Origin of the sequence: Streptomyces sp. NBC_01142 (assembly GCF_026341125.1) — a bacterium.
Lineage (GTDB): Bacteria > Actinomycetota > Actinomycetes > Streptomycetales > Streptomycetaceae > Streptomyces.
Window position 1 is genome coordinate 1,842,138 of record NZ_JAPEOR010000001.1, and the last position, 23,025, is coordinate 1,865,162.

Annotated in this window: 13 protein-coding genes and 1 pseudogene; 11 read left to right on the plus strand and 3 right to left on the minus strand. The window is 68.0% G+C overall.

Annotated elements, in window-relative coordinates; translation table 11 throughout:
• Positions 1-220: 220 nt before the first annotated feature.
• The 6 genes and pseudogenes from OG883_RS08515 to OG883_RS08540 all read left to right on the plus strand — a co-directional run bounded on the left by OG883_RS08515 (position 221) and on the right by OG883_RS08540 (position 9,726).
• Positions 221-1,768 carry an MFS transporter gene (locus OG883_RS08515; RefSeq protein WP_266537162.1) on the plus strand — a complete coding sequence of 516 codons (1,548 nt, stop codon included), beginning with the start codon at positions 221-223 and terminating at the stop codon, positions 1,766-1,768.
• A gap of 272 nt (positions 1,769-2,040) precedes the next feature.
• Positions 2,041-3,462, plus strand: coding sequence for an acyl-CoA synthetase (locus tag OG883_RS08520; RefSeq protein WP_266537165.1), 1,422 nt, complete (start codon positions 2,041-2,043; stop codon positions 3,460-3,462).
• On the plus strand, positions 3,455-4,960 hold the full coding sequence (locus OG883_RS08525) for a carboxyl transferase domain-containing protein (RefSeq protein ID WP_266537167.1): 1,506 nt from the start codon (positions 3,455-3,457) through the stop codon (positions 4,958-4,960). Before OG883_RS08520 ends, OG883_RS08525 begins: the two co-directional genes overlap by 8 nt.
• A gap of 315 nt (positions 4,961-5,275) precedes the next feature.
• Positions 5,276-6,982 (plus strand): annotated as a pseudogene (locus OG883_RS08530) (DNRLRE domain-containing protein); the annotation flags it as partial.
• Between the two features lie 258 nt (positions 6,983-7,240).
• On the plus strand, positions 7,241-9,211 hold the full coding sequence (locus OG883_RS08535; protein WP_266541356.1) for an amidase domain-containing protein: 1,971 nt from the start codon (positions 7,241-7,243) through the stop codon (positions 9,209-9,211).
• A 2-nt stretch (positions 9,212-9,213) separates the two neighbouring features.
• Positions 9,214-9,726, plus strand: a complete 513-nt coding sequence (locus tag OG883_RS08540) for a hypothetical protein (protein WP_266537170.1) — start codon at positions 9,214-9,216, stop codon at positions 9,724-9,726.
• 302 nt (positions 9,727-10,028) lie between these two features.
• Here the strand turns inward: OG883_RS08540 and OG883_RS08545 are convergent, their stop codons facing one another.
• Together OG883_RS08545 and OG883_RS08550 are read right to left on the minus strand one after the other, a co-directional pair.
• A complete protein-coding gene (locus OG883_RS08545; RefSeq protein ID WP_266537173.1) occupies positions 10,029-10,574 on the minus strand; it encodes an SMI1/KNR4 family protein in 546 nt (181 codons plus the stop codon).
• 176 nt (positions 10,575-10,750) lie between these two features.
• Positions 10,751-12,508, minus strand: coding sequence for an alpha/beta hydrolase (locus tag OG883_RS08550; protein ID WP_266537175.1), 1,758 nt, complete (start codon positions 12,506-12,508; stop codon positions 10,751-10,753).
• A gap of 488 nt (positions 12,509-12,996) precedes the next feature.
• Between OG883_RS08550 and OG883_RS08555 the strand changes: the two genes are divergently transcribed.
• Both OG883_RS08555 and OG883_RS08560 read left to right on the plus strand, forming a co-directional pair.
• A complete protein-coding gene (locus tag OG883_RS08555; RefSeq protein ID WP_266537177.1) occupies positions 12,997-14,220 on the plus strand; it encodes a serine hydrolase in 1,224 nt (407 codons plus the stop codon).
• Between the two features lie 242 nt (positions 14,221-14,462).
• Positions 14,463-14,894 carry a hypothetical protein gene (locus OG883_RS08560; protein ID WP_266537180.1) on the plus strand — a complete coding sequence of 144 codons (432 nt, stop codon included), beginning with the start codon at positions 14,463-14,465 and terminating at the stop codon, positions 14,892-14,894.
• A gap of 12 nt (positions 14,895-14,906) precedes the next feature.
• Here OG883_RS08560 and OG883_RS08565 read toward each other — a convergent pair whose 3' ends face one another.
• Complete coding sequence (locus tag OG883_RS08565) at positions 14,907-15,176, minus strand: transposase (protein ID WP_266537186.1); 270 nt, start codon at positions 15,174-15,176, stop codon at positions 14,907-14,909.
• Positions 15,177-16,744: 1,568 nt separating this feature from the next.
• Between OG883_RS08565 and OG883_RS08570 the strand changes: the two genes are divergently transcribed.
• The 3 genes from OG883_RS08570 (at position 16,745) to OG883_RS08580 (ending at position 22,872) form a co-directional block, all read left to right on the plus strand.
• Positions 16,745-17,512 (plus strand): transposase, encoded by a 768-nt coding sequence (locus tag OG883_RS08570; protein ID WP_266534967.1) that lies wholly within the window; start codon positions 16,745-16,747, stop codon positions 17,510-17,512.
• Between the two features lie 711 nt (positions 17,513-18,223).
• The gene (locus tag OG883_RS08575; RefSeq protein ID WP_266537188.1) at positions 18,224-20,320 is read left to right on the plus strand and encodes a site-specific DNA-methyltransferase; all 2,097 of its coding nucleotides are present in this window, start codon (positions 18,224-18,226) and stop codon (positions 20,318-20,320) included.
• Positions 20,320-22,872, plus strand: coding sequence for a DEAD/DEAH box helicase family protein (locus OG883_RS08580; RefSeq protein WP_266537191.1), 2,553 nt, complete (start codon positions 20,320-20,322; stop codon positions 22,870-22,872). Before OG883_RS08575 ends, OG883_RS08580 begins: the two co-directional genes overlap by 1 nt.
• Positions 22,873-23,025: the final 153 nt, after the last annotated feature.

Below are 23,025 nucleotides of genomic sequence, written 5' to 3' on the forward strand. Positions count from 1 at the left end.
CGGTCGAACTGCTCGTTCAGGGAAGCCCGTTGGCGGTCGAGGACAGTTGCACAGTGATCGCGCGGGACCGGCCGGAGCGCCTGTCGTCGGCCCTGCGTACGTGTATCGGTGAGACGGGCGGAGGCCGGTCTTGATCGACTGGTGGCGGGCACGCCCCGGGTTTACGGTCGACTAGTGGACGCAACCGTCTACTGAGGCTCCCCAGAGGGCGCGATGTGCCATGACCACGCCGCAGCCGACACCCACCTCGCAGACCGCCGCCTCGGACAAGCGCATGGGTGGCAACGGGATAGCGCTTCTCGTCATCGCCTCGTGCCAGTTGATGGTGGTCCTCGACATCACCATCGTGAACATCGCGCTGCCGCACATCCAGACCTCGCTGGACTTCTCCACCACAAGTCTGTCCTGGGTGGTCAACGCCTATACGCTCACCTTCGGCGGCCTGCTGCTCCTCGGCGGCCGCGCCGGTGACATTCTCGGTCGGCGCAGGGTCTTCGTCTTCGGAGTGCTGCTCTTCGCGCTCGCCTCCCTGCTCGGTGGCCTGTCCCAGGATTCCGGCCAACTTCTCGCCGCGCGCGCCCTGCAGGGTGTCGGCGGAGCCATCGCCTCGCCGACCGCGCTCGCCCTGATCACCACCACCTTCACCGAAGGACCCGCCCGCAACCGGGCGTTCGGTGTGTTCGCCGCGGTCTCCGCGGGCGGTGGCGCGATCGGCCTGCTGGCCGGTGGCATGCTCGTCGAATGGCTCGACTGGCGCTGGGTGTTCTTCGTCAATGTGCCGATCGCCCTGCTCATCGTTCTGGCGACCCCCCGTCACATCAAGGAGTCCGAGCGCCATCCGGGCAATTTCGACCTGCTCGGTGCGCTGACCTCCACCCTCGGCATGGTCGCGCTGGTCTATGGCTTCATCCGGGCTGCGCAGGAGGGCTGGCGGGACCCGATCACTCTGGCGTCCTTCGGCGCGGCTGTGGCGCTTCTCACGACCTTCATCATGATCGAGCGCCGCTCGAAGCAGCCGATCACTCCGCTGCACATGTTCGCCGACCGCAACCGCGCGGGCACGTACGGAATCATGCTGAACCTCGCCGCCGCCATTTTCGGCATGTTCTTCTTCCTCACGCTCTTTGTGCAGAACGTGCTGGACTTCAGCCCCCTTCAGGCCGGCCTCGCCTTCCTGCCCGTGAGCGCGCTCATCGCGGTGGGCGCCGGACTGACCTCCCAACTCCTGCCCAGGTACGGCCCGAAGCCGTTCATGGTGACCGGAGCGATCCTCGCCGCGGCCGGACTGTCCTGGCTGACGCTGACCGACATCCACTCCACGTATCTGGGCAGCATCCTGGGGCCGATGCTCATCTTCAGCCTCGGCATGGGCATGCAGTTCGTCTCACTGACGCTGATGGCCGTCTCCGGGGTTCCCGCCCACGAGTCGGGCGCCGCCTCGGGCTTGCTCAACACCACCCAGCAGGTGGGCGGTTCGCTGGGCCTGTCCATCCTGGTCACCGTCTTCGGCACGGCCAGCCGCAACGAGGCCGAGGACCAGGTCCTCAGTTTCCTGGCCTCAGCCACTCCGGAGGAGCGGCTGAGCTTCCGACGCACCGGACAGCTCCCGCCACCCTGGGGCGACGAGGTACTGACTTCCGGAGTCTCCGCCGCCTTCGTCGTTGCCGCCATCTTCACGTTGATCGCCGCGCTGATCGCACTCGTCGTGATCCAAGTACGCCCCTCGGACCTGGAACGCCTCCAGGGCGGCATCACGCCGGGGCCCTGAGACCGGCCTGCCGCCGCGTACGACGCCCGCCCGGGCGCCGGGGAAGGGCGCGCCGTTCCGCGGGGCCGCGCGCAAGCGCTGGGGGAGGCCTGCCTCCACCCGGCCGCAGTGTAGAGCGCCGAGGAAGGGTGCCGAGGAATGGCGTCAGGAGGGTGAAAGGCCCGCAGGGGCATGATGGCGGCCGGAAGCGTTTGCTCCGGCAGCTGATGGTGTATGCCGGTGAGACGGTCAGATCCGAACCCAGGGCCCGACTACAGCAAGGAGTGCGACGCGTGTCCCCTCTCTTCCCGGCCCTCGCCGCGGGTTCGCCGCGGCCGGCGCTCAGCTTCGGCGACCGGTCCCTGAGCCACGCCGAACTGGGCGCGGCGGCAGGCTCACTGGCCGCCGAGATCTCCACCGCGCAGCGGGTCGCCGTCTGGGCCACCCCCACCCTGGAGACCGCGGTGGGCGTGGTGGCCGCGCTGCTGGCCGGCGTGCCCGCCGTACCTCTCAATCCGAAGACCGGGGAGCGGGAACTGGCGCACATCCTCGCGGACAGCACCCCCTCGCTGGTGCTCGCCGAACCGGGCGCCGAACTGCCACCGGCGCTCAGGACCCTGCCCCGCACGGACATCGAGGTCCGGGGCGCAGGTGCGGCGCCGCTGCCCCCCGAGCCGTCCGCCGAGGCCCCCGCCCTGATCGTCTACACCTCGGGCACCACGGGCCCGCCCAAAGGCGCCGTCCTGCCGCGCCGCGCGATCACCTCGACCCTGGACGCCCTCGCGGACGCCTGGCAGTGGACCGCCGACGACATCCTCGTCCACGGGCTGCCCCTCTTCCATGTCCATGGACTGATCCTCGGCATCCTCGGCCCGCTGCGCCGCGGCGGCTCGGTACGGCATCTGGGGCGGTTCAGTACGGAGGGGGTGGCGCGCGAGCTGGCGTCGGGCGCCACCATGCTCTTCGGCGTGCCGACGATGTACCACCGCATCGCCGAGGCGCTCACCGGCGATGCCCGGGATCCACAGCTGGCCAAGGCCCTGGCCGGTGCGCGGCTGCTGGTCTCCGGCTCCGCCGCGCTGCCCGTGCGCGACCACGAGCGGATCGCGGCCGCGACGGGCCGCCGGGTCATCGAGCGGTACGGCATGACGGAGACGCTGATGAACACGTCCGTACGCGCCGACGGCGAGCCGCGAGCGGGGACGGTCGGGGTCCCCCTCAGGGGAGTTGAGCTGCGGCTGGTCGAGGAGAGCGACGGCATCGGTGAGATCCAGGTACGGGGACCGAACCTCTTCACGGAGTATCTGAACCGGCCCGACGCGACGGCGGCCGCCTTCGACGGCGACTGGTTCCGTACGGGGGACCTGGCGAGCCGCGACGCCGACGGCTATGTCCGGATCGTCGGACGCAGGGCCACCGACCTCATCAAGAGCGGCGGCTACAAGATCGGGGCGGGTGAGATCGAGAATGCGCTGCTCGACCATCCGGGCGTACGGGAAGCGGCGGTGACCGGGGAGCCGGACGCGGACCTGGGGGAGCGGATCGTCGCCTGGATCGTCCCGGCACGGCCTCAGGATCCGCCGCCCGCCGAGGAGTTGGCGGACCATGTGGCGGCGCAGCTCGCCCCGCACAAGCGCCCGCGCGAGGTGCGCTATCTGGAGGCCCTGCCCCGCAACGACATGGGCAAAATCATGAAGCGGGCACTCCATGAATGAGCGGCGAAGCGCCCGCGAGGCAGTCGCACGGGTGACGTCCGCCTTCACCGAACTGCCCACCCCTCGGGGCACGTCCGCCCCCGACGGGCCGATCGTCTGGCAGGGGTACGACGCTTCGCGCGGCCGCGCCGCGGAACACACCGGCGAGGACGAGTCCGTCGTCTGTGGGACCGGCCTGATCGGGGCCACCGAGGCGGTGCTGATCTCCTTCGAGTTCGGCTTCCTCGGCGGATCGCTGGGCGAGCGCACCGGCGACCGGCTCGAGGCGGCGTACAGCCATGCGCGGGAGCGCCGCCTGCCCGTCGTCTCGCTGATCGCGACCGGCGGGAGCCGGATGCAGGAGGGGATGCGCGCACTGGTCCAACTCCAGCGTGTGGCCCACCAGTCCGCGCTGACCCGCGAGGCGGGACTCCCGCAGCTCGCGGTGGTGTGCGACCCGACGACGGGCGGCGGCTGGGCCACGCTGGGCGCCGGCGCGGACGTCATACTGGCGCTGCCGGGAGCGCAGATCGGCTTCGCAGGCGCACGAGTCCGCCCACCGGACGCAGATCCTCGGGCGTACACGGCGGAAGCGCAACTGGCCGCGGGCGCGATCGACGACGTGGTACCGGAGGAGGATCTGCGCGACACGCTCGCTCGCTGGCTGCCCCTGCTGACGGGCGGATCCGTGACACCGACGGGCGACGCGACGGGGGCCGAGCCCGACAAGGACGCTGCGCCGCCGACGGCTGCCGGCCCGGCCGCACCGGCGACCGGTCGCGCGCCCGGCCCCGGCACGGCCGGCCGCCTCGCACCTCCGGCCGGCCGGTCCCCGCAGCCCGCGCCGCCGCCCGCCGCCCTCGGCGGCACCGAACTCCCCGGCACCGGCTGGGACGCCGTCCGCCAGGCACGCTCACCGGAGCGCCCCCGCGCCGACGCCTATCTGGACGCGTACTTCGAGACCCGCGAGGCGATCCGCGGCGACCGGTGCGGCGGGACGGATCCCGGCATACGGTGCGGCTTCGGTCTGCGCGAAGGCCGGGCCATCGCCTACGCCGCCCAGTGCGGCACTCCCACCCTCCCGGCCGGCTACCGCACCGCGGCCCGGCTGATCCGTCTCGCCGACCGCCTCGGCGTCCCCGTACTCACTCTGGTCGACACCCCGGGCGCCGCCAACGACGCCGAGGCGGAACGCGCGGGCGCGGGCGCCGCCATCGCGGACCTGTTCACTGCCGTGGCCACCGCCCGCGTACCGGTCACCACCCTGCTCATCGGCGAGGGCGGCTCCGGCGGCGCGCTCGCGTTCGCCGCGCCCCACAACACCTGGGCCACGCCGGACAGTTACTTCTCCGTCATCGCCCCCGAACTCGCGGCCGCGATCCTCAAACGCACGCCGGACGACACCCGCACGACCGCCGACCAGCTCCGCCTGCGCCCCCAGGACCTCGTGGACCTCGGGGTCGCGCGCGGCATCGTGCCGCGTCACCCCTCACGCCCGGACGGCCCGGCGACGGCCTGAGGCGAACCCTGCGACCGGCGCTCCTGTACGGGGAGTGCCTGGACCCCTTCCCTCCAGGTGATCAAGGTCACCTGACCGTCAAAGCCGAAAAACGGGCCAATCGCCCTTCTCGTCAACATGGGCACATGATCCACCCATTAGCTTTACATCTCATTTACCGATCTCTTGACCAAAGGTCGCGCACAGCACATGCATAGATCTCTGCCTGCTCCCGAGGAGCGGCAATCGATATGGGTCGCAAGGCGACTCCCGCGTACCACGGCAGCTCTGGCCCTTTCGGTGGCCCTGCTGGGGGGCTCCGCCTACGCTTCGCCCCTGCCGTCCGTCGCACAGTCGGCCGGTGGGGCAACCTCTGCCGTACAGAACGCTCCTGACGTACCATCAGCCATTGCCGCGGCCAAACGCTCCGGCGACCGGGTGGAGGCGCTCTCCGAGCGCACCGAGACCTCCACGACCTGGGCCAATCAGGACGGCTCGCTGACGACCGAACTCACCGCCGGGCCCATCCGCTTCGACCGTGACGGCACCTGGGTCACCGTGGACACCGATCTCGCCGAGCGCAGCGACGGCACGGTTGCGGCCAAGGCCCACCCCGCCGCGCTCACCCTCGCGGGCAAGGGCGGCAGTCCGGCCAAGTCCCTGAGCGCGAGCCGGAAGGCCGGGGCCCGTGACCTTGTCACGCTGGGCGAGGGCGAGCAGCAGGTCACCCTCCAGTGGAAGGGCGGTCTGCCCCGGCCCACACTGGACGGCAACCGCGCCACGTATGCCGATGCCGTCCCCGGCGCCGACGTGATCGTGGAGGCGACCCGGACCGGCTTCGAGCAGTACGTCGAGATAAAGCAGCACCCGACCGCGAACGACTACAGCTACACCTTGCCGCTGAGGGCCAAGGGGCTGCGCGCCACGCAACAGGCGGACGGCAGTGTGCTGTTCACGGACCGCAGGACCGGCCAGGAGCGGGCCGTGATGCCGGCTCCGGTCATGTGGGACGCGACAGTCGACGAGAGGTCCGGCGAGCACACACGCCGTGTGCCGGTGGCCATGAAGGTCGAGCAGAAGGGCTCCTCGGTCGACCTGGTGGTGACCCCGGACGCCGCGTTCCTGGCCGATCCCAGGACGCGGTACCCGGTCACCGTCGACCCGTCGACGTCGGCGCTCGGCAACGTCTTCGACACCTACGTCCAGCAGGGCGAGACCCGCGACTGGTCCACCGACACCGAACTGGACTTCGGCAACCCGGGCACCAAGAACGCGAACGGCACGCCGCGCACCGCGCAGTCGTACATCACCTGGGGTACGGCACCGATCGCGGACGCCCTGGTGACCAGCGCCAAGCTGAGCCTGTGGAACTTCCACGCGGCCAACACCGACTGCAAGGCGCAGCCGTGGGAGGTCTGGTCGGCCGACAAGGCCACGATCGGCAGCCGTTGGACCAGCCGGCCCAAGATGCACACGAAGTACGCGACGTCCTCCGAGACCAAGGGCAGTCCTGGCTGCGGCACCGACGGCTGGATCACCGCCGACGTGACCTCGCTCGTACAGTCCTGGGCATCGGCGAAGGCACCGCAGTCGGGTATGGGCCTGAGCGCCGCCGACGAGTCGGCGGTGGCGCAGTGGAAGCGGGTCAACTCGGCCAACGCCACCAGCAACCCGCCCAAGCTGACGGTCACGTACAACTTCCGTCCCCGTTCCGGCAACAACCGGCAGGCCGGTCCTCCGTTCGTCAAGGACGCCTCGGGCACCTGGCAGGTCAACACCACCACGCCGACGCTGCGGGACACCTTCTCCGACAAGGACGGCGACCGTATCAACGGCACGTTCGAGGTCGTCGAGGCAGCAACAGGCAAGCGTGTGGGCGACTATCTCGTCTCGCCCTACGTGGAGTCCGGGCGGGCCGCGGCCGTGACCCTGCCCGACGGTCTGCTGAAGGACGGTACGACGTACCGCTTCCGCACCAGCCCGTACGACGGCACCCACTTCAACAACGCCTGGTCGGACTGGGCCACCTTCACGGTCAGCACGGGCCGCAGGCCCGGCGGTCTGCCGGACATGCCGCAGGCCCTGGAGTCGGGTGCGACGCGGACGCTCACCCCCCTGCTCTCCGGTCTGGTCTCCAGCCCCGAACAGGGGCGTGTGCGGGCCGAGTTCGTACTCCGTGACGCCGACGGCAAGCCGCTGCCGGGTGTGACGGTCCCCGAGGCGTGGGTGGACAGCGGCCACCGTGCGGCGGCCCGGATACCCGAGGGTGCTCTGCGCGACGGAACCACCTACCTCTGGGCGATGCGCGCCTGCACCGGCCTGGGCTGCTCGGCCTGGTCGTACGAGCAGGAGTTCACCGCCACTGCCGGACCGGGGCCGAAGGCGCCCGAGACCACCTCCGTCACCCTCACCGGCGCCTCCCTCGACGATGCCACCGTGGCCGTCGGCGAGCAGGCGTGCACGTCCGGCGGCTGCCCGGCCGCGAGGGACACCCGGCTGCCGCTCGGCGGCGGCTCCGGTGCCGAGCGGACCGCCTGGCTCAAGCCGGATCTCAGCAAGGTGCCCGCGGGGGCCCGGGTCACCCGAGCCCGTCTTGTCCTCACCCCCGCCGAGTGCGGCACGGGAACCTGCGCGCAGCGGCCGGTCGAGATGTACCAGTTGCACGAGCCCTGGGCCGCCCCGCAGAACGGCACCGGCCTGCTGAGCGTGCTGGACGACGCCCCGTTCACCGACGCGGCGCTCCCGGACGGTCAGGACCTCGCTCCGGTCGTACAGTCCTGGCTGGAAGCCGGGGCGGGCGAGGGCCTGGCCCTGCGGCTCCCGTCCGCGGACCGCGACTCCACCGTCTCCTACCACTCCAGCCGCACTCCGGACGCCGCGAAGCGACCGCAGCTGGTGATCGACTACATGGCGCCGGCCGCGCCGGGCGCGCCGCAGGACCTGCGGACGACCGCCGGTGACGGCGGGCTGCTGGCGACGTGGAACGCGCCGCTGGACCTGGGTTCGGCGACCGACGGCGCCGAGTACACGGTGGTCGTCAAGAAGGAGGACGGGAGCGAGGCCGCGAAGGCCACCACCCGCGACCCCCACCTCGTGGTGAGCGGACTGCAGAACGCCACCGCCTACCGGGTGGCCGTGTCGGCGCGTACGCCGCACGGTACGAGCCCGGTCATCACCTCGGAACCGAAGACCACCGCGGCGGTACCCGCCGGCGCGGCCGTGTACCGGGAAATCGTGCAGCAGTACGTCGATGCGCGCGGCGCCCTCCTCAGCAACACGCACCCGACGGCTGCCGCCGCCGTGGCGGCGAGCTCCCGCGGGGCCTCGTTCCAGGATCTGCTGGGTGCCCAGGCCGCGGACCTCATCGGATCCCGGGAGGCGCTGTCCCGGCACGGGCAGCGCTACACGGACATGGCCACCAAGCTGTCCGACGTCCTGGTGGGCGTCGACGAGAGCGGCACGGTGTTCCTGCGCGCGGCCCTCGACGAGACGGCTGTACTGACGGCCAAGGACTCCACCGGCGAGCCCGAGGAGGGACGACGGGAGCAGCGGTTCACCTTCAGCACCAACAGCGGCGCGCCGATCCTCCACCTGGAGGCCGACGCTCCCGCGGCGGAGACCGTCCTGTCGGCCTCGGCGTCAGCGTCGGCGGAGAACGGGCTGGACGTGACCGACGACGCCGAGGGCCCGATCAGCGAAGTGCCCGAAGAGCCGATCGAACTCGACGCGGACGGCTTCCCGGTCGAGGAGGCGGCCCCCGTGGCCGCCACGCGCGTCAAGCGTGCCGCGGTCTCCGGTTCCGGAACGGTCAAGTGGGCATCGCGCAACGCCAACACCAAGTGGGAGTACGGCCAGGACTGCACCAACTTCGTGTCGAAGGCCCTCTACTACGGTGGTGGGATGAAGACTCGTTCCGGCGGGCGCAAGCACGACCGCGCCTGGTGGCAGCAGTACTTCTTGTTCGGCACGGTCAAGAACAAGAGTTACACCTGGGCCGGCGCCGAGAACTTCCGCCGGCACATGATCAACTACCGCGGCGCCACGTACGTCAAAAGCGTGTACGCGAAGCCCGGGGACATCGTGCTCTTCAAGTGGAAGAAGGAGCGCGGGTACAACCACGTGGCCATCGTGGAGCGCAACAGGCACGGGCTCCAGCTGCTCCAGCACGGCAACAAGAACAGGACCAGCCTCGCCGCCGCCATCCTCCGATACCGCAACAAGCCGAACTACATCGAGCGGGTCATCATCCTCCGCCCGAGGTCAAGGAACTGATCATGCCGCTGAGGACGAGGCTGCCCGGCTTCGCCGCGGCCGCCGGAGTGCTGGGTGTACTCCTGACGGGCTGTTCGCCGGACGAGTCTCTGAACTACCAGAGCGACTACAGCAATCACGAGCCGCTGCATGTCGTCGGCTATCCCTCCACGGGGAGCCTCGACATGGTGCAGCAGGCCGTCTGGCGGCTCGCCGACGGTGACGCCGAGGCGCTGGCAGCCCTCGCCGTGGACGACGCCTCCGCCGACGCCACGGCGCGCAACTGGGTCAAGGCCTTCGGCGCCGCGGCCAAGGGCGAGGTGACGGCGGACTTCTACGACGAGGGCTCCGTACGGCAGGTCGTGGTCCTGTACTTCGCCAAGAGCGGCCAGATCAAGGAGATCGAGGCGCGCATCGGCGAGGACGACGCCTGGGGCCTCACACTCGCCGAGACCGATCCCGCCGAGGCGACGGCCAAGCCCACCTGGGCGCCGGCCAAGCCCGGAGGATCCGGCTCTCGTACGGCGGACAAGTAGCCGCACGGCAACCATCGAGGGACCGCACACCCGGCGCACGCCGCCGGGTGTGCGGTCCCTTCTTCCGTCGGATGCCGTGGAACTGACGGCACGGGCTGTTGCAGCTTCCGCGCAGGGTGCGGCGCTTCCGCCGGGATCACCGTCCGGCCGGTGGACACGACTGGCTCTGTACACGAGAACGGACAGCAGTCGTGCAGCGCTACGGGAGGCACTTGGGGGCCCAACCTGAATCGAACAGTTCACGAGTTTCGACAGCGCCGGTGAAGCGGGGCCATCATCGCTCCGAGTCTCGGGCGCGGCGCTCAGTCCCACCAGCCGTCGCCGGAATGCCAGCGCTGCACCCACTGCTCGAAGCCCCAGGCGTCGTCCCCGGGCACCGGGCCGGCGCCTACGTCGGACACCATCCAGACCTCGCCCCGGCGAGGCCCCGTGGTCACCAGCACCCAAAATGACTGCCCGTCCTCCGATCCGAGCACGATCGACCCCTGGGTGTACACGGCATCGATGCGCGGATCCTCCTCGGGATCGACGTTCTCGTCGTCCTCCCACGGCCAGGCTGCCTCCAGGGGGAACGGTTCCCCGGGATGCCGCGGGCCGAGGTCGGGCCAGCCGGCGGGCAGCCAGCCGAGCGGCTGGAGGCCGCCGTCTTCTGCTGGGCCGAAGCTGCACCCGTTGCTGATCTCGGCAACAAAGGTCCGGTACGGCTCCGGAAGGGTCGTCTTGTTCTCGGACTCCCAGGCTGCAACGGCTTCATGCCCGAGAGCAGGTTCGCGCCACTCCGGCGCGAACGCAGCGCCCAAGAAGTCGAGCGTGGCCTCGTCCGGGGGCTGATCAGGTGTGGTCGTCACGGCAGGATGCTCGCAGAAGCGGCTGACACTCTGATCTCCGGGTCCCTCCCGCCTGTTGGCCGTTGCGGGGTCTGTCTGCGATCGAGTGCTGTCCGTTCTCGTGAACATCGAACACGCACCATTGGCGGCGGCTCCCGAAGTGGTGAACATCCGCTGTCCGTTCTCGGGTTCTGGCTCTACTTCCGTGAAACTGACACGTTGAGTGACGGCTCACGCCCGCAACGGTCTCGGGAAGTTGCCTGAAAATGATCAGCGACGAAGCTCGTGTCGAGCCAGCGCGTGCCCAAGGCTGCGAGTTGTCGGCGGCCCTGGATGATGTCGGCCATCCCGCCCCCGCCTGTGGTGACGCCGCCGCGCGGCTTGGGTGCGGGGAAGGGCGGCATGTCCTGTCGGCACGTCGTTCCGGCCGGCGGGAGGGTGCCGTCGATGAGGTAGCGGCTCTCGTGGGCCTGGATGCAGCTGCTGGGGTTGAGCAGTGCCGTGTGCCCGTGCCCGCTGTTGGTGAGCAGGCGGGCGTCGGCCAGTTCTCGGGTCATGGCCTTCGTGCCCGAGTAGGGAGTGGAGGGGTCGTAGATGGTGCCGACCACCAGGATGGGATGCGCTGTCGGCTTGTTCCACGGTCCGCGATAGGGGTTGGCGGCGACTCCCGGCCAGTCGGCACACACCACGGCAGCCCAGGCCCAGTGGCGTCCGGTGTCGCCCGCACGGGCGGCGCTGGCCTCCTCCAGGACGTGGTAGGCAGCGGGGTCACGCGGGTTGGGGCTGTCGCCGCAGAACACCGCACCGGCCTGTTCTTCGCCCAGGTACGGACTCGGATCCGGGACCGCTGGGGCGGGTGGGAGCGGGGACGGCTCCGGGGCGCGGCCCTGCCACAGGCTCTGCAGTCCGCCGGCGACGTCCGTCCATCGGGGGTGGACGACGTAGAAGCCGCTCACCATGTCACTGACCGTACGGGCATAGGTCCACTCGCCCACGGGATGCTCCCGGAGGCGCTTCATCAGCTGGTGGTACTTGTCCCGGGTCGCTTTCGGGCTGCCGGCGGAGAAGGCGCAGCGGGCGGTGGTAGTGGACCCGCACAGGGTGAGGAACTGGTCCAGGGTTTCTGCCGCGGCGCGGTCCGAACCCAGGCGCAGCATTGCCGTGGACCGGGGGGCCTCGTTGGACCCATGGTTCGTCCAGGCCTGCGGATCCCAGTCGCTGTCGAGGACCATGGCGCGGACGTTGCCGGGGAAGAGGTTGGCGTAGGTAGCGCCCAGGAAGGTGCCGTAGGAGATCCCGTAGTAGGTGAGCTGTGGGTCACCCACTGCCTGCCGGAGCTGGTCGAGGTCGCGAGCGGTGTCGGCGGTCGACACATGGCGCAGGAGCTCGGGGTCACGCTGCTGACAGCGCCGGCCCAGATCCTTGTACGCAGCGATGTAGGTCTTCCGCTCCTGTTCGCCCACCGGGAAGCCTGCCGGTTTGCTCGCATTCCAGGCGGCGGCTTCCTCGGGACTCGCGAAGCAGTTCACCGCGGTGCTGTTGCCGATCCCGCGGGGGTCCCAGCTGACGATGTCGAACCGCTCCCGCACCTCCCGCGGGAAAGACTCGTAGTTCTGCGGCATCTGCACTGTTCCGGGCCCGCCGGGGCCGCCGGGGTTGAAGAACAGGGTGCCAATGCGCCGTCCGGGGCCGGTTGCCTTCCGTTTGACGACTGCCAGTTCGATGGTGCGGCCGCGGGGGGTGCGGTAGTCCAGCGGCACCTTCGCGGTCGCGCAGTCGAACGGGCTGCCCTGAAGGCAGGGTCTCCAGTCCAGCTTCGGGGCGGGCACCGAAGGTGTCGGAGTACCGCCGGCGACGGCGGGGTTCGGCCCGATGAACACCGTCGAGCAGGCCACCACCGCGGCAACGACCGCGGCGCAACTCCGACGGCCTGCTATCGGTGCAGATATGTGCATGTCTTGTCCTTCCACGACTGCGCGCGACGCGCCCGTGCGCCGGACGTCGGCACGCATCTGTGTCAACAACACCGCGGTCCGGCAAAACGCGCGAGCCATCCGCAGCCGAATGGGAGCCCTGCGCCGACGACTCCGCCCGAATCACGGCCGAACCTCGCATGCCGCAAGAACTCGTCCGACTTCTGTAGCAGGGTCAAGAGACAGCACTCAGCGTTACCGCTCCACAGAAGTTGAGCCAGAACCCGTTCTCGTGTACAGAACCACACGACTGAACTTCGGCGAGTGAGGGCCGCCCCGTATCCGGGCGCGCAGCGCTTTCGGCGAGGCCGCCGCTGCGACTGCCGTCGGCCGGCACGACATCGCCGCGACCGACGGCGGCGAGGCGGCGGGTGTGAGGCGGCGGGTGCGAGGGGCGCCGCCGTGCGAGGGCGCCCACGCGGGCTTAGCGTGGTGGTGGAGTGTTGTCCTCGTCTGGCAGGAGGCCTGCCATGGGGTACTCGCAGATGCGTTGGCGCAAGGCGTGTGTGGGTCTGGCGGCGGCCGCGATGCTGGTCCTCCCGGCGTCCGCGGGGAGCGCGTACGGCGGAGCCACCCTGGCACCGTCCCTCTCCGCGTCGTCCTCCACCGATACCGAGTTCCCCGAGCTCAGCCCGGCAGTCGCCGCGCGTCTGGACAAGGCGATCCGGCAGGTCATGCGCGAGGCCAAGGTGCCCGGTGTGATCGTCGCGCTGTCGGCTCCCGGCAAGGGCAGTTACATCCGGACCTTCGGCGTCGCCGACAAGGCTACCGGCGCGCCCATGGAGCCGGATCTGAACATGCGGATCGGCAGCGAGACCAAGACCTTCACCGTGACCGCCCTGCTCGAACTGGTCGACGAGGGCAAGGTGGGTCTGGACGATCCGATCGCGAAGTACATCGACGGAGTCCCCAACGGAGACCGGATCACCCTGCGCGACCTGGCGGAGATGCGCAGCGGGCTGTTCAACTACACCATGGACGAGGGCTTCTTCAAGGCGCTGACCTCCGACCCACGACGCCCCTTCACGCCGCAGGAGTTGCTGGACTTCTCCTTCAAGCACCCGGTGCAGTTCCAGCCCGGTGAGAAGTTCGACTACTGCAACACCAACCTGATCCTGCTGGGGCTGGTCGTGGAGAAGGCCGGCGGTATGCCGCTGCACGATTTCATTGAGCAGAACGTCGTGAAGCCGGCCGGGCTGCGCCACACCCTCTTCCCGACGGGCGCCGAGTTCCCCAGCCCGCACGCCCACGGCTACACCAACCAGACCGCCTCGGGCAAGGTCGAGGACTCCACGGACTGGAACCCCTCCTGGGGCTGGGCAGCCGGGGCGATGATCTCCGACCTGCAGGACCTGCGCAGCTGGGCCCGTACTCTCGCCACCGGTACCCTGCTGACCCCCGAGACACAGGCCCAGCGCCTCAAGACCGAACCGACAACCATTCCGGGTGCCCACTACGGTCTGGGCATCTTCAACGTCCAGGGCTGGATCGGCCACAACGGCTCACTGCCCGGCTACGAGTCGCTGACCATCTATCTCCCCGAAGCGCAGGCGACGTTGGTCGTGCTCCTCAACACGGACATCCTGCACGACCAGGCGGAGCCCAGCACACTCTTCGGCCAGGCGATCACCCGCATCGTGACCCCCGAGCACGTGTTCAACCTGCCGGTCCAGGCGTCCCGGCCGAAGTCCTAGGACGGAAAACGGGTGTCGTCGTCCTTGGCCGGCCTTGCGTGACCTTGCACGGCCCACGACGGGCCGACGTAGCGTCGCCATCAGCGAGCGTCCAGAGGAGATTGCGGTGCACGCTGGGGTCATGCCAAGCGCTGCTCTTTCTGGCGTGCTTGTGGCACGACCGATCGTCTCGATGCGAACCGCCGGCAGGATGGTCGCTCAGGACGTGTATCGCAAGTGAATCGTGCGCATAGGGTGTCGGCATGTCGCTGAGTTGCATAGCCCTCTCGTCCGGTCGTTCGATCGAGCTCACCGAGCTGCGGATGTCTTCGACCTACGGGGGGATGTTGGAGGGCTACCCGTGCAAGCGCATCAACGACATGAAGGTCAGCCGCCTCCAGCAGCAGGCCGAACGCGCGTTTACCTCCGCGCCGGTCCATCTCGTTCCGCCCTTCCGTGAGTACCCGGACCAGACCGGTGGCGCCTTCGGCCCTGTTGAGGTGCTGCCTTCCGTGGCTTGCATCGGCGTCTTCCGCTCGACAGCGGTCGCTCCCGAGCTCGACCCGGTACTGCACCGTTCCGCCCTCACTGTGGCCTGGTTCCAGCCCGTACCGGATGTCCCGTCAGGCGAGGATGCTGATCTTGCGCTTCGCAGCATTCACTGGGAGAAGCTGGCCCAGGACTACGAGCTTTAGCGACCGTCCTCATCACAGCCACTCGTTGATGGCTGCGATGAGGACGGTCGCCTCGTAGCGGACTGCGAGCTTGACGTAGCGCTTGGGGACGGCGCGGGGCCTCTTGAGGCGGTTGATCCCGCACTCGACCGCATGGCGCTCGCGGTGGTCGGCCGGGTCGAAGCGCGGTGGCCGGCCGCCGCGGGAGCCGAGCTTTCTGCGGTTGCGCGCCTGGTCAATCTTGTCCGGGATGGTGCAGCGGATCCCGCGGCGGCGCAGACAAGCGCGGTTTGTGTACTTCACTGACGTTACGGCGACTCGTGAACACAGGCGCAGTCGACTCAGTAGGTCACTGGCTTCAATGTGTACGTCGCGTTGACCGGCGAGTAAAGCCAGCAGTCGCCATACCCGGTCACCGAGTGCCACATGGTCGCCGGCAGCCTGTAGGACTTGGGCCAAGGGTTCGGTGCTGAGTAGCAGTCAGCCTTCCCCCCGGGCGCGCTGGTGCTTGCCGCATAGGCAACGTCGTACCATCCCCAGCCCCACAGCACCTTCTTCCACTTACCCGCCTGGAGGGTTCCCGTGATGCTTGCGGATGCAAGAGGCACCGCCTGCCTGCCTGCGGCTTTCGAGTGCGGTTCGGCCGGATGTGCCGAAGCAGATCCCGCAGATCCCAACGTCATCCCTGTGAGCGCAAGGGTCACAACCACCCCGGCCAATCGCGAGCCACCACTCACTGCTCCCCCTGGAGTGAAGGTAAGGGCACGTCAGGAAGCAAGCCCCTACAGGTGAACCCAGCCCCAAAGCTGGGATATTGAAAGAGTTGCAGCATTTTGAGTGAATCGAAAGGAGAGTGCTGAGATGTAACGATTCGCCATAGGTCGATTGTCGAATTCGATCGCAGACCCGACCAGGAGTGGCATGAGTGACATCGGCTGTGTCTTCCACAAGGGCGATGACACGGCCGACGGCCCACAGACGGCCCCGGAAGCAGAGAACCCTCCTGATCTGGGATGCGTCAGATGTCGCGGAACTGATGGCGCGGGTTTCTGAGCTCTGCCTTCGTCAACGATGGCCCCTCCCACCTGCGGCGGGGCTGTCGTTGACTGTCGTCCTTGGTCAGCCTTGCGCTACGTTCCACGGCCCCGGGACGGCCCGAGCTGGCCGCGCGCGGTGCAGTGGGCAGGCGCTTAGAAAGCGCTGGGCCTCAACTGCTACAGACAGCTATTGACATGGGAAAACGGCACGGTCAAGCCTGCTGCCCACCAGACTTCGACGCGCATTCGACAGGGAAGGCCGACTCCTCAGTCTTGGGATGACGCGCCTCTGGGTGCCGTAGGCATGGCCAACCACCTGGGCTAGCTTCTGGGGGTGGACTGGATATCTCCGCTGAGCACGTTGGCTGGTGCCATCGTCGGTGTGAGTTCTGCCTTGATCGCCGAGCGGATCCGCTGGCGTCGCGACAGAGAGAAGGAGGCCGCGCAGACCCGCAGAGGCGTGTACTCCGAGTTCCTCATGTCTCTGAGTCAGAGTCACTCGGACATGAGGTCCGTGATACTCCAAGGTGATGTGGCGTCGGCTGAGGTCCGTTACGGCCTGCTCCATCAGGCACTCGATGGCTCAGGCATATGGCGACTCCGTCAGAGCCTGTCCTTGACTGCACCAGCCGAGATCATTCAGTTGGCGGTGAGCACGTGCGATGCCCTCACGACTATGAGAGATGTGCTCATCGACATCCCTGACGTGAGGAACGATGCCTACCTGCGTTCAAGGGCAGAGCTCTGGCGCACGAATGCCAACCTTCGCGAGACCATGCGTCGAGATCTAAGACTTGTCCCGTAACTGCTGGTCACGGGTGAGATGATCTTCGGGTGTCTGGTGTGATCACGGCGTCGGAGCCGTCCTGGATAGCCCCGTTCACCGGGCTGAGCCCGCGTTCCTTCGGCAGGTTGGTGACCGCACTGCGCCGCGAAGGTGCAGATCCGGTCCGTAAGGGCCGCCCGTGGGGACTTCCGCTGGAGGACCGGGTTCTGCTCGTCGCGGCCTACTGGCGCACGAACCTGACAATGCGCCAACTCGCTCCGCTCTTCGGTGTATCGAAGTCCGCGGCGGACCGCATCATCGACCACCTCGGCCCGTCGCTGGCGCTCCAGCCCCGCAAACGGTTCCGCAAGGACACCGTGCTCATCGTGGACGGCACCCTGGTGCCCACCCGCGACCACAGCATCGCCGAGCAGTCCAAGAACTACCGGTACTCCACGAACCACCAGGTCGTCATCGACGCCGATACCCGCCTGGTCGTCGTGGTCGGCCGGCCCTTGCCCGGCAACCGCAACGACTGCAGGGCGTGGGAGGAGTCCGGCGCGAAGGCCGCCGTCGGCAAGGCCATGACGATCGCCGACGGCGGCTATCCGGGCACCGGACTCGTCATGCCACACCGTCGGCGCAAAGGTGAAGAACTGCCTGACTGGAAGCAGGCCCACAACAAGTCCCACAAACAGGTTCGCGCCCGCGTGGAGCACGTTTTTGCCCGCATGAAGACCTGGAAGATCCTCCGCGACTGCCGCCTCAAGGGCGATGGCGTCCACCACGCCATGCTCGGAATCGCCCGCCTCCACAACCTCAACCTCGCCGGATAGGCGGGCGGCCGGACCGGCCACCAGCCACGCCCGCACCCCACCCAAGATCATTTACGGGACAAGCCTTAGGCATGGATGGTCCGCCGGACCCAGAGGTCGGTCTATACCGCTTTCCGGCTCCTCCGTGAACAGGGGCGGTCGCCGGCAGACCGAAAACGGCTCCGGAGGGCCCTGCACTGTTCAGCATTCCCGCAGGTCACGGGTCCCCCATGGCCTTTCGAGTGATTCCCCGTCCACGGATGGTCCACGGCACGCCAGACGGTTGAGGGCGACTGCTGTCCCAGGTTGCCTTGTGGCGGCAGGCCCCGCAGCCAGGACCACCAGTACTGCAATAGCCCACGCCTTGGGGGCGGCGTTTGACAGTTCCGCCAACTCGAAGAACGGATGGCCACCTGGGTCACCGGCATGGACAACCCCGACCGCACGGACGCCGCCGTCCGTCCACGCACTCACCGAACTCGCCGACCCCGACCAGCTCGCCACCGGCCGCAGTCCCTCGCCGACAACCGTCTCGAAGGACGCCGATGAGCCTCAGAAGCGTCCCGGTGAAGCCCAACCGCCGTACTTGGGCGCGGAGTCACGTTCAACGCAAGCAGGCAGGTCACTCGGGTCAGCAGAACGGAGATCTTCGAGAGGACGCGATGATTCCTGTATACCCAGCACGATCTTTACGCCAGGATGAGATCACGACTCGATCCTCAAGGACGCTGCATGGCAACAAAATTGACGCCCCGTCATCAAGGGCGACTTGAACTGACCTGGACCGACAAGGACAAGACTCTCCTGTCCACGGGCGACGGCAGGTATGACTACTCATTCGTCGACTCGTCCGACTACCGCGTCTCCGAGGTCCGGTTACTCCACGAGGTCAGTCGGTTCGCGGCCGCCACGCCCCAGGAGCGGCCGGCGGAGTTGCCGGAGCCGACCGAAGATAATCTCCTCGTCACCGGCGACGCTATGCATGTCCTCGACGCCCTGGCGAAGATCCCGGCCTACGCCAACCGGTATCTCGGCAAGGTGAAGCTGGTCTACATCGATCCGCCGTTCAACACCGGTCAGGCGTTCTCGCAGTACGAGGACAGCATCGCGCACTCGATCTGGCTCACCCTTCTCAGAGACCGCATCCGCCAGATCAGGCCGCTGCTGGCCGAGGACGGCTCCGTGTGGGTCCACCTGGACCATACGGAGTCCCACCGGTGCCGCGTGGTGTTGGATGAGGAGCTGGGAGAGCACAATTTCGTCGCCGAAGTCGCCTGGCAGAAGGCTGACTCGCCCCGAAACGATACCAAGGGGCTCTCGACGTCGCAGGACACCATCCTCGTGTACCGCAAGAGCGAGTCCTGGATCCCGAACCGCATGCCGAGGCTTGCCATCTCGAACACGTCCCGCTTTAAGTCCCGGGACGGAGACCCCATCCCTTGGAGCGACGGTGACGCAACGGCTGGCAAGGCCGCGACGAACCAGCCGATGGTCTACGCGATCGAGCACCCGGTCACCGGGAAGCGGATGTATCCGCCGCCGGGCCGCTGCTGGGGCAAGGCACAGTCATGGATGTTCGAGCAAATGTCCGCGTACGCTCCGTATGAGCTTCGCGACATCGGCGACGAGGCGGAGCGGGCCCGGATATGCGGAACCACACCGGACAAGGTGAAGCCCGGGGTCCCCGCGATCGCGCTGTCCGTGCCGCTCGACGAGGCCGCGGCGAAGGCCCGGGCGCGGTTCGACGCCGGTCACTGGCCGGACCTCGTCATGCTCGGCCTTCGGGAGCGGCTCCGGCGCAAGAAGCACCTCGAGGACAACGGCCGGGTACCGGAAACGTTATGGCTTGGCAGCGAGGTCGGCGGCAATCTGCGCGGGAAGAACGAGATCAGGAACCTCTTCCCGGACGAGCACCCGTTCGCCACCCCTAAGCCGGAGCAGCTGATTGCCCGCATTGTTCATATCGGGTCGCTCCCAGGCGACATCGTTCTGGACTGCTTCGGTGGATCCGGCACGACAGCGGCGGTCGCCCACAAGATGGGACGCCGATGGGCGACCTGCGAGCTGCTCTCCTCCAATGTGAGCCGATTCCTGCTTCCTCGCCTGACGAAGGTAGTCAACGGAGAGGATCCCGGAGGCGTCACCAGCATCACCGAGCGAATAGCCGCGGTCGCCGGTGACGACGAAGATGACATGGAGCTACCCGAGGGGGTCTCTCCAGGGGACGCGCAGGAGTTCAACCGGGTGCTCAGCAAAGTGACCAAGGCAAGCCTGGTCGACCTCGACGAGAAGACTGTCAAGGCATTGAAGGCCGCTACCAAGACCAAGAACGTCACGACCCTGAACTGGCATGGGGGTGGCGGCTTCACGCACCTGCGCGTCGGGGAGTCCATGTTCGAGGAGGTCGCCGGCATCGTCGTGCTCGCCGACTGGGCAACCCAGGGGGCGCTCGCCGAGGCGATGTGCGCTCAACTGTCCGTGTCCTACGAACCCGACGACATCTTCGCCGGTCGCCAGGGCCGCACCCGCTATCTCGTGATCGACGGGATGGTCGGGAAAGGGACCATCGCGTCCGTCCTCGACCGGCTGCCCGAGGGCGAGGTCGTCGAGATCTGGGCCACCCAGATCGACAGCGATGCAACCGAGACACTGAGGGTTGACCGACCCGGCTCCAAGCTCGAACTGATCCCGGACAAAGTCCTGGACAACTACCGCCGCACGTCCGCCTCGAAGGCTCCGTTCGGGGCTGGCCGAACCGTACCGTCACCCCGCACCGCCACGGAGACGAGCGACTCCGCCGCCGCAGGGGTCGAGAGGGAGAGTGCCTGATGGGGGAGCTGAGATTCCAGGCCGATCTCCTCGACGAGGTAGCGCACCGTCTTGACCTGCGTGAGCCCAACCGCAAGGCCATCGAGTCGGTGGTCCTCCGCGCCTCCGATCACTACGACGTCCAGGAGATCACCGGCCCCTTCGAATGCATCGTCGACTCGGCGACCGGTGTCGGGAAGACCTATGTGATGGCCGGGATCATGGAGTACCTGGCAGGCGCCGAGAGTCCGGCACGGAACTTCCTGCTGCTGGCACCCGGCCGCACCATCCGCGACAAGTCGGTCCAGAACTTCACGCCCGGCAACCCCAAGTCACTGCGGCCCGTGATGCGCTCGGACCCGTACATCGTCACCGCCGACAATTTCAACGCGCCGGCCACCAGGGTCGCCATGGACGACGCGAGTGTCACCAAGCTGTACATCTTCACCGTTCAGGCACTGACCACGTCCACGGGCGAGGGCCGCGCCACCCATGTCCACTCCGAGAACCTAGGCGCCTCGTTCTTCGAACGTCTCGCCCGTCTCGACGACCTGGTGATCCTTGCCGATGAGCACCACTGCTACCGCGGGCCGGCGTTCTCCCGGACCCTCACCGACCTCAAGCCGGAACTCGTGGTCGGCCTGACCGCCACACCGGTCAGGGCCGACGAGGACCTGGTCGCATTCAGGTATCCGCTCGCTGCAGCGATCGCGGACGAACTGGTCAAGACCCCGGTGATGGTCGCGCGCCGTGACGACCGCACCGACACGGAGACCAAGCTCCTCGATGGCGTCAACCTTCTGCGGTACAAGGGCGCAGCAGCCGATGCGTACTGCACCGAGCGTGAACTGCCGCGCGTCAACCCAGTCATGCTGGTCATCGCCGGGTCTATCGAAGAAGCGAGCGAGTACCAGGACGTCCTTGACTCCAGCTCCTTCGATGCCGGCGCCTGGGTCGGTACGACCTTGCTCGTGCACTCGAAGCTGAAAGGCGACGAAAAGGAGAGAGCCCTCGCTGACCTGCAGGCGGTGGAGGAACCCGACTCGCCTGTGCGGATCATCATCAGCATAGGGATGCTCAAGGAGGGCTGGGATGTGAAGAACGTTTACGTCATCGCATCCATGCGCGCCTCCGTCTCCACAGTGCTCACCGAGCAGACCCTTGGCCGCGGCATGCGGCTCCCGTTCGGGCGCTATACACAGGTGGAGTTCCTCGACACCCTCGAGGTCCTGGCCCACGAGAAGTACGGCGACCTGCTGAAGAAGCGCAGCGTCCTCAACGAGGCGTTCATCGACTACGGCACCTACGCGCACCTACGGCGAGCGGCCGACGGCAGCTTGGAGGTCCGCCAGGCGGCCATCCCCGCGCCGGGCCCGGTCATCCCGGCTAAACGGCCTTCCGCAACGGCCCAGACCGGAGATCCTGCGACAGGCGAAGAGTTCTTGCTGGCGCCGGAGCCGGGCGATCTCAAGACAGCCCCGGCATCGACAGCCGCAGCTCCCATCGTCGGGATCGTGGACCAGGAGAGCCGGACACGCCAGGCGAGGAAGGACGCGCAGTCCGGCACGATCATCGAGTATCCGCCGTTGCCGGACCGGGAGCCGATCGTGATCCCGCGACTCGTGTCCGTACCTCAGCCGACAACGGTCAGCCTGAACGACATCGATCCGGAGGACTACGGGCCGTTCCAGCGCCTCGGACGGGCTCTGGCCACCGAGCACTCCGAGGAGCTGCGCCGCACCAAGCTGTCTGCGAGCCACAACTGGCAAAAGGCCCAGGTCCGCGCGGAGACTGCCCGAGACTCGATAAGGGCCGCTCTGCCTCTGGACATCCCGCTCCCGGAGACCCGCAAGGCGCTCATCCGCCGCGTCATGTCGGCCAAGGACGTGCCGAACCGCAAGAACGAACTCGGGGCAGCGGAGAGGATCGTCGACTGCGTCATCAAGGCCATGGGCGACGAGGCCCAGGAGTGCCTGTCGGCCTTCGTCGAGGTGTGCGGCCAGCGACTCGCTAGGCAGATCAGCAAGACACTCCGAGACTTCAACCCCACCCAGATCACGTACACCGACGACGTCGAATGGCTAGCGATCGACAAGATCCGTAAAGCGCAGCGGAAACAGGAAGCCGGACACGCAGACGGGACGTTCGACAAGACCCTGGCGTTCAACGGATGGCAGAAGAACCTGTACAGCCACGCCTGGTTCGACAGCTCTCCGGAGTTCCAGGCGGCCAGTCTGATCGACAGCAGCAGCGCCGTCGTGGTCTGGGCACGCCTGCACATCAACGACGTGCCGATCCAGTGGACCACGGACGGCCGGAACTACAACCCGGACTTCGTCGTCATTGAGGAGATCGACGGGAACCGCTTCGCCTGGCTCGTGGAGACGAAGAGCGACAAGGACATGACCACTGCGGAGGTCCAGGCCAAACGGCGCGCAGCGAAGAAGTGGGCGAACACTGCCAACTCCTCCCCGCAGGTCCAAGGGGTCACGTGGAAGTACCTCCTCGCCGGTGAGCAGGACGTCGACGACGCGGCTGGGCTGTGGGGGCGACTGAAGGAGTTCTGCGGCTAACCTCAGTCCGCCACCCACCCCAGCTCTCATCCCGTCCGCCGTCGACCTGCACACCGTGGAGCGGGCGTGGTTCATGGCGTCCAGGTGGACCGCGCCACTGTACGGACGACCTGGACGCCACGGGCCACGTCTGCTCGGCTCTGCCTGGGTCGA

Bases quoted from the DNA above. Each gene is read 5' to 3' on its own strand.
- OG883_RS08515 (WP_266537162.1), top strand. From the start codon at position 221: ATGACCACGCCGCAGCCGACACCCACCTCGCAGACCGCCGCCTCGGAC.
- OG883_RS08525 (WP_266537167.1), top strand. From the start codon at position 3,455: ATGAATGAGCGGCGAAGCGCCCGCGAGGCAGTCGCACGGGTGACGTCC.
- OG883_RS08535 (WP_266541356.1), top strand. From the start codon at position 7,241: ATGCGCGCCTGCACCGGCCTGGGCTGCTCGGCCTGGTCGTACGAGCAG.
- OG883_RS08540 (WP_266537170.1), top strand. From the start codon at position 9,214: ATGCCGCTGAGGACGAGGCTGCCCGGCTTCGCCGCGGCCGCCGGAGTG.
- OG883_RS08550 (WP_266537175.1), bottom strand. From the start codon at position 12,508: ATGCACATATCTGCACCGATAGCAGGCCGTCGGAGTTGCGCCGCGGTC.
- OG883_RS08555 (WP_266537177.1), top strand. From the start codon at position 12,997: ATGGGGTACTCGCAGATGCGTTGGCGCAAGGCGTGTGTGGGTCTGGCG.
- OG883_RS08560 (WP_266537180.1), top strand. From the start codon at position 14,463: ATGTCGCTGAGTTGCATAGCCCTCTCGTCCGGTCGTTCGATCGAGCTC.
- OG883_RS08575 (WP_266537188.1), top strand. From the start codon at position 18,224: ATGGCAACAAAATTGACGCCCCGTCATCAAGGGCGACTTGAACTGACC.
- OG883_RS08580 (WP_266537191.1), top strand. From the start codon at position 20,320: ATGGGGGAGCTGAGATTCCAGGCCGATCTCCTCGACGAGGTAGCGCAC.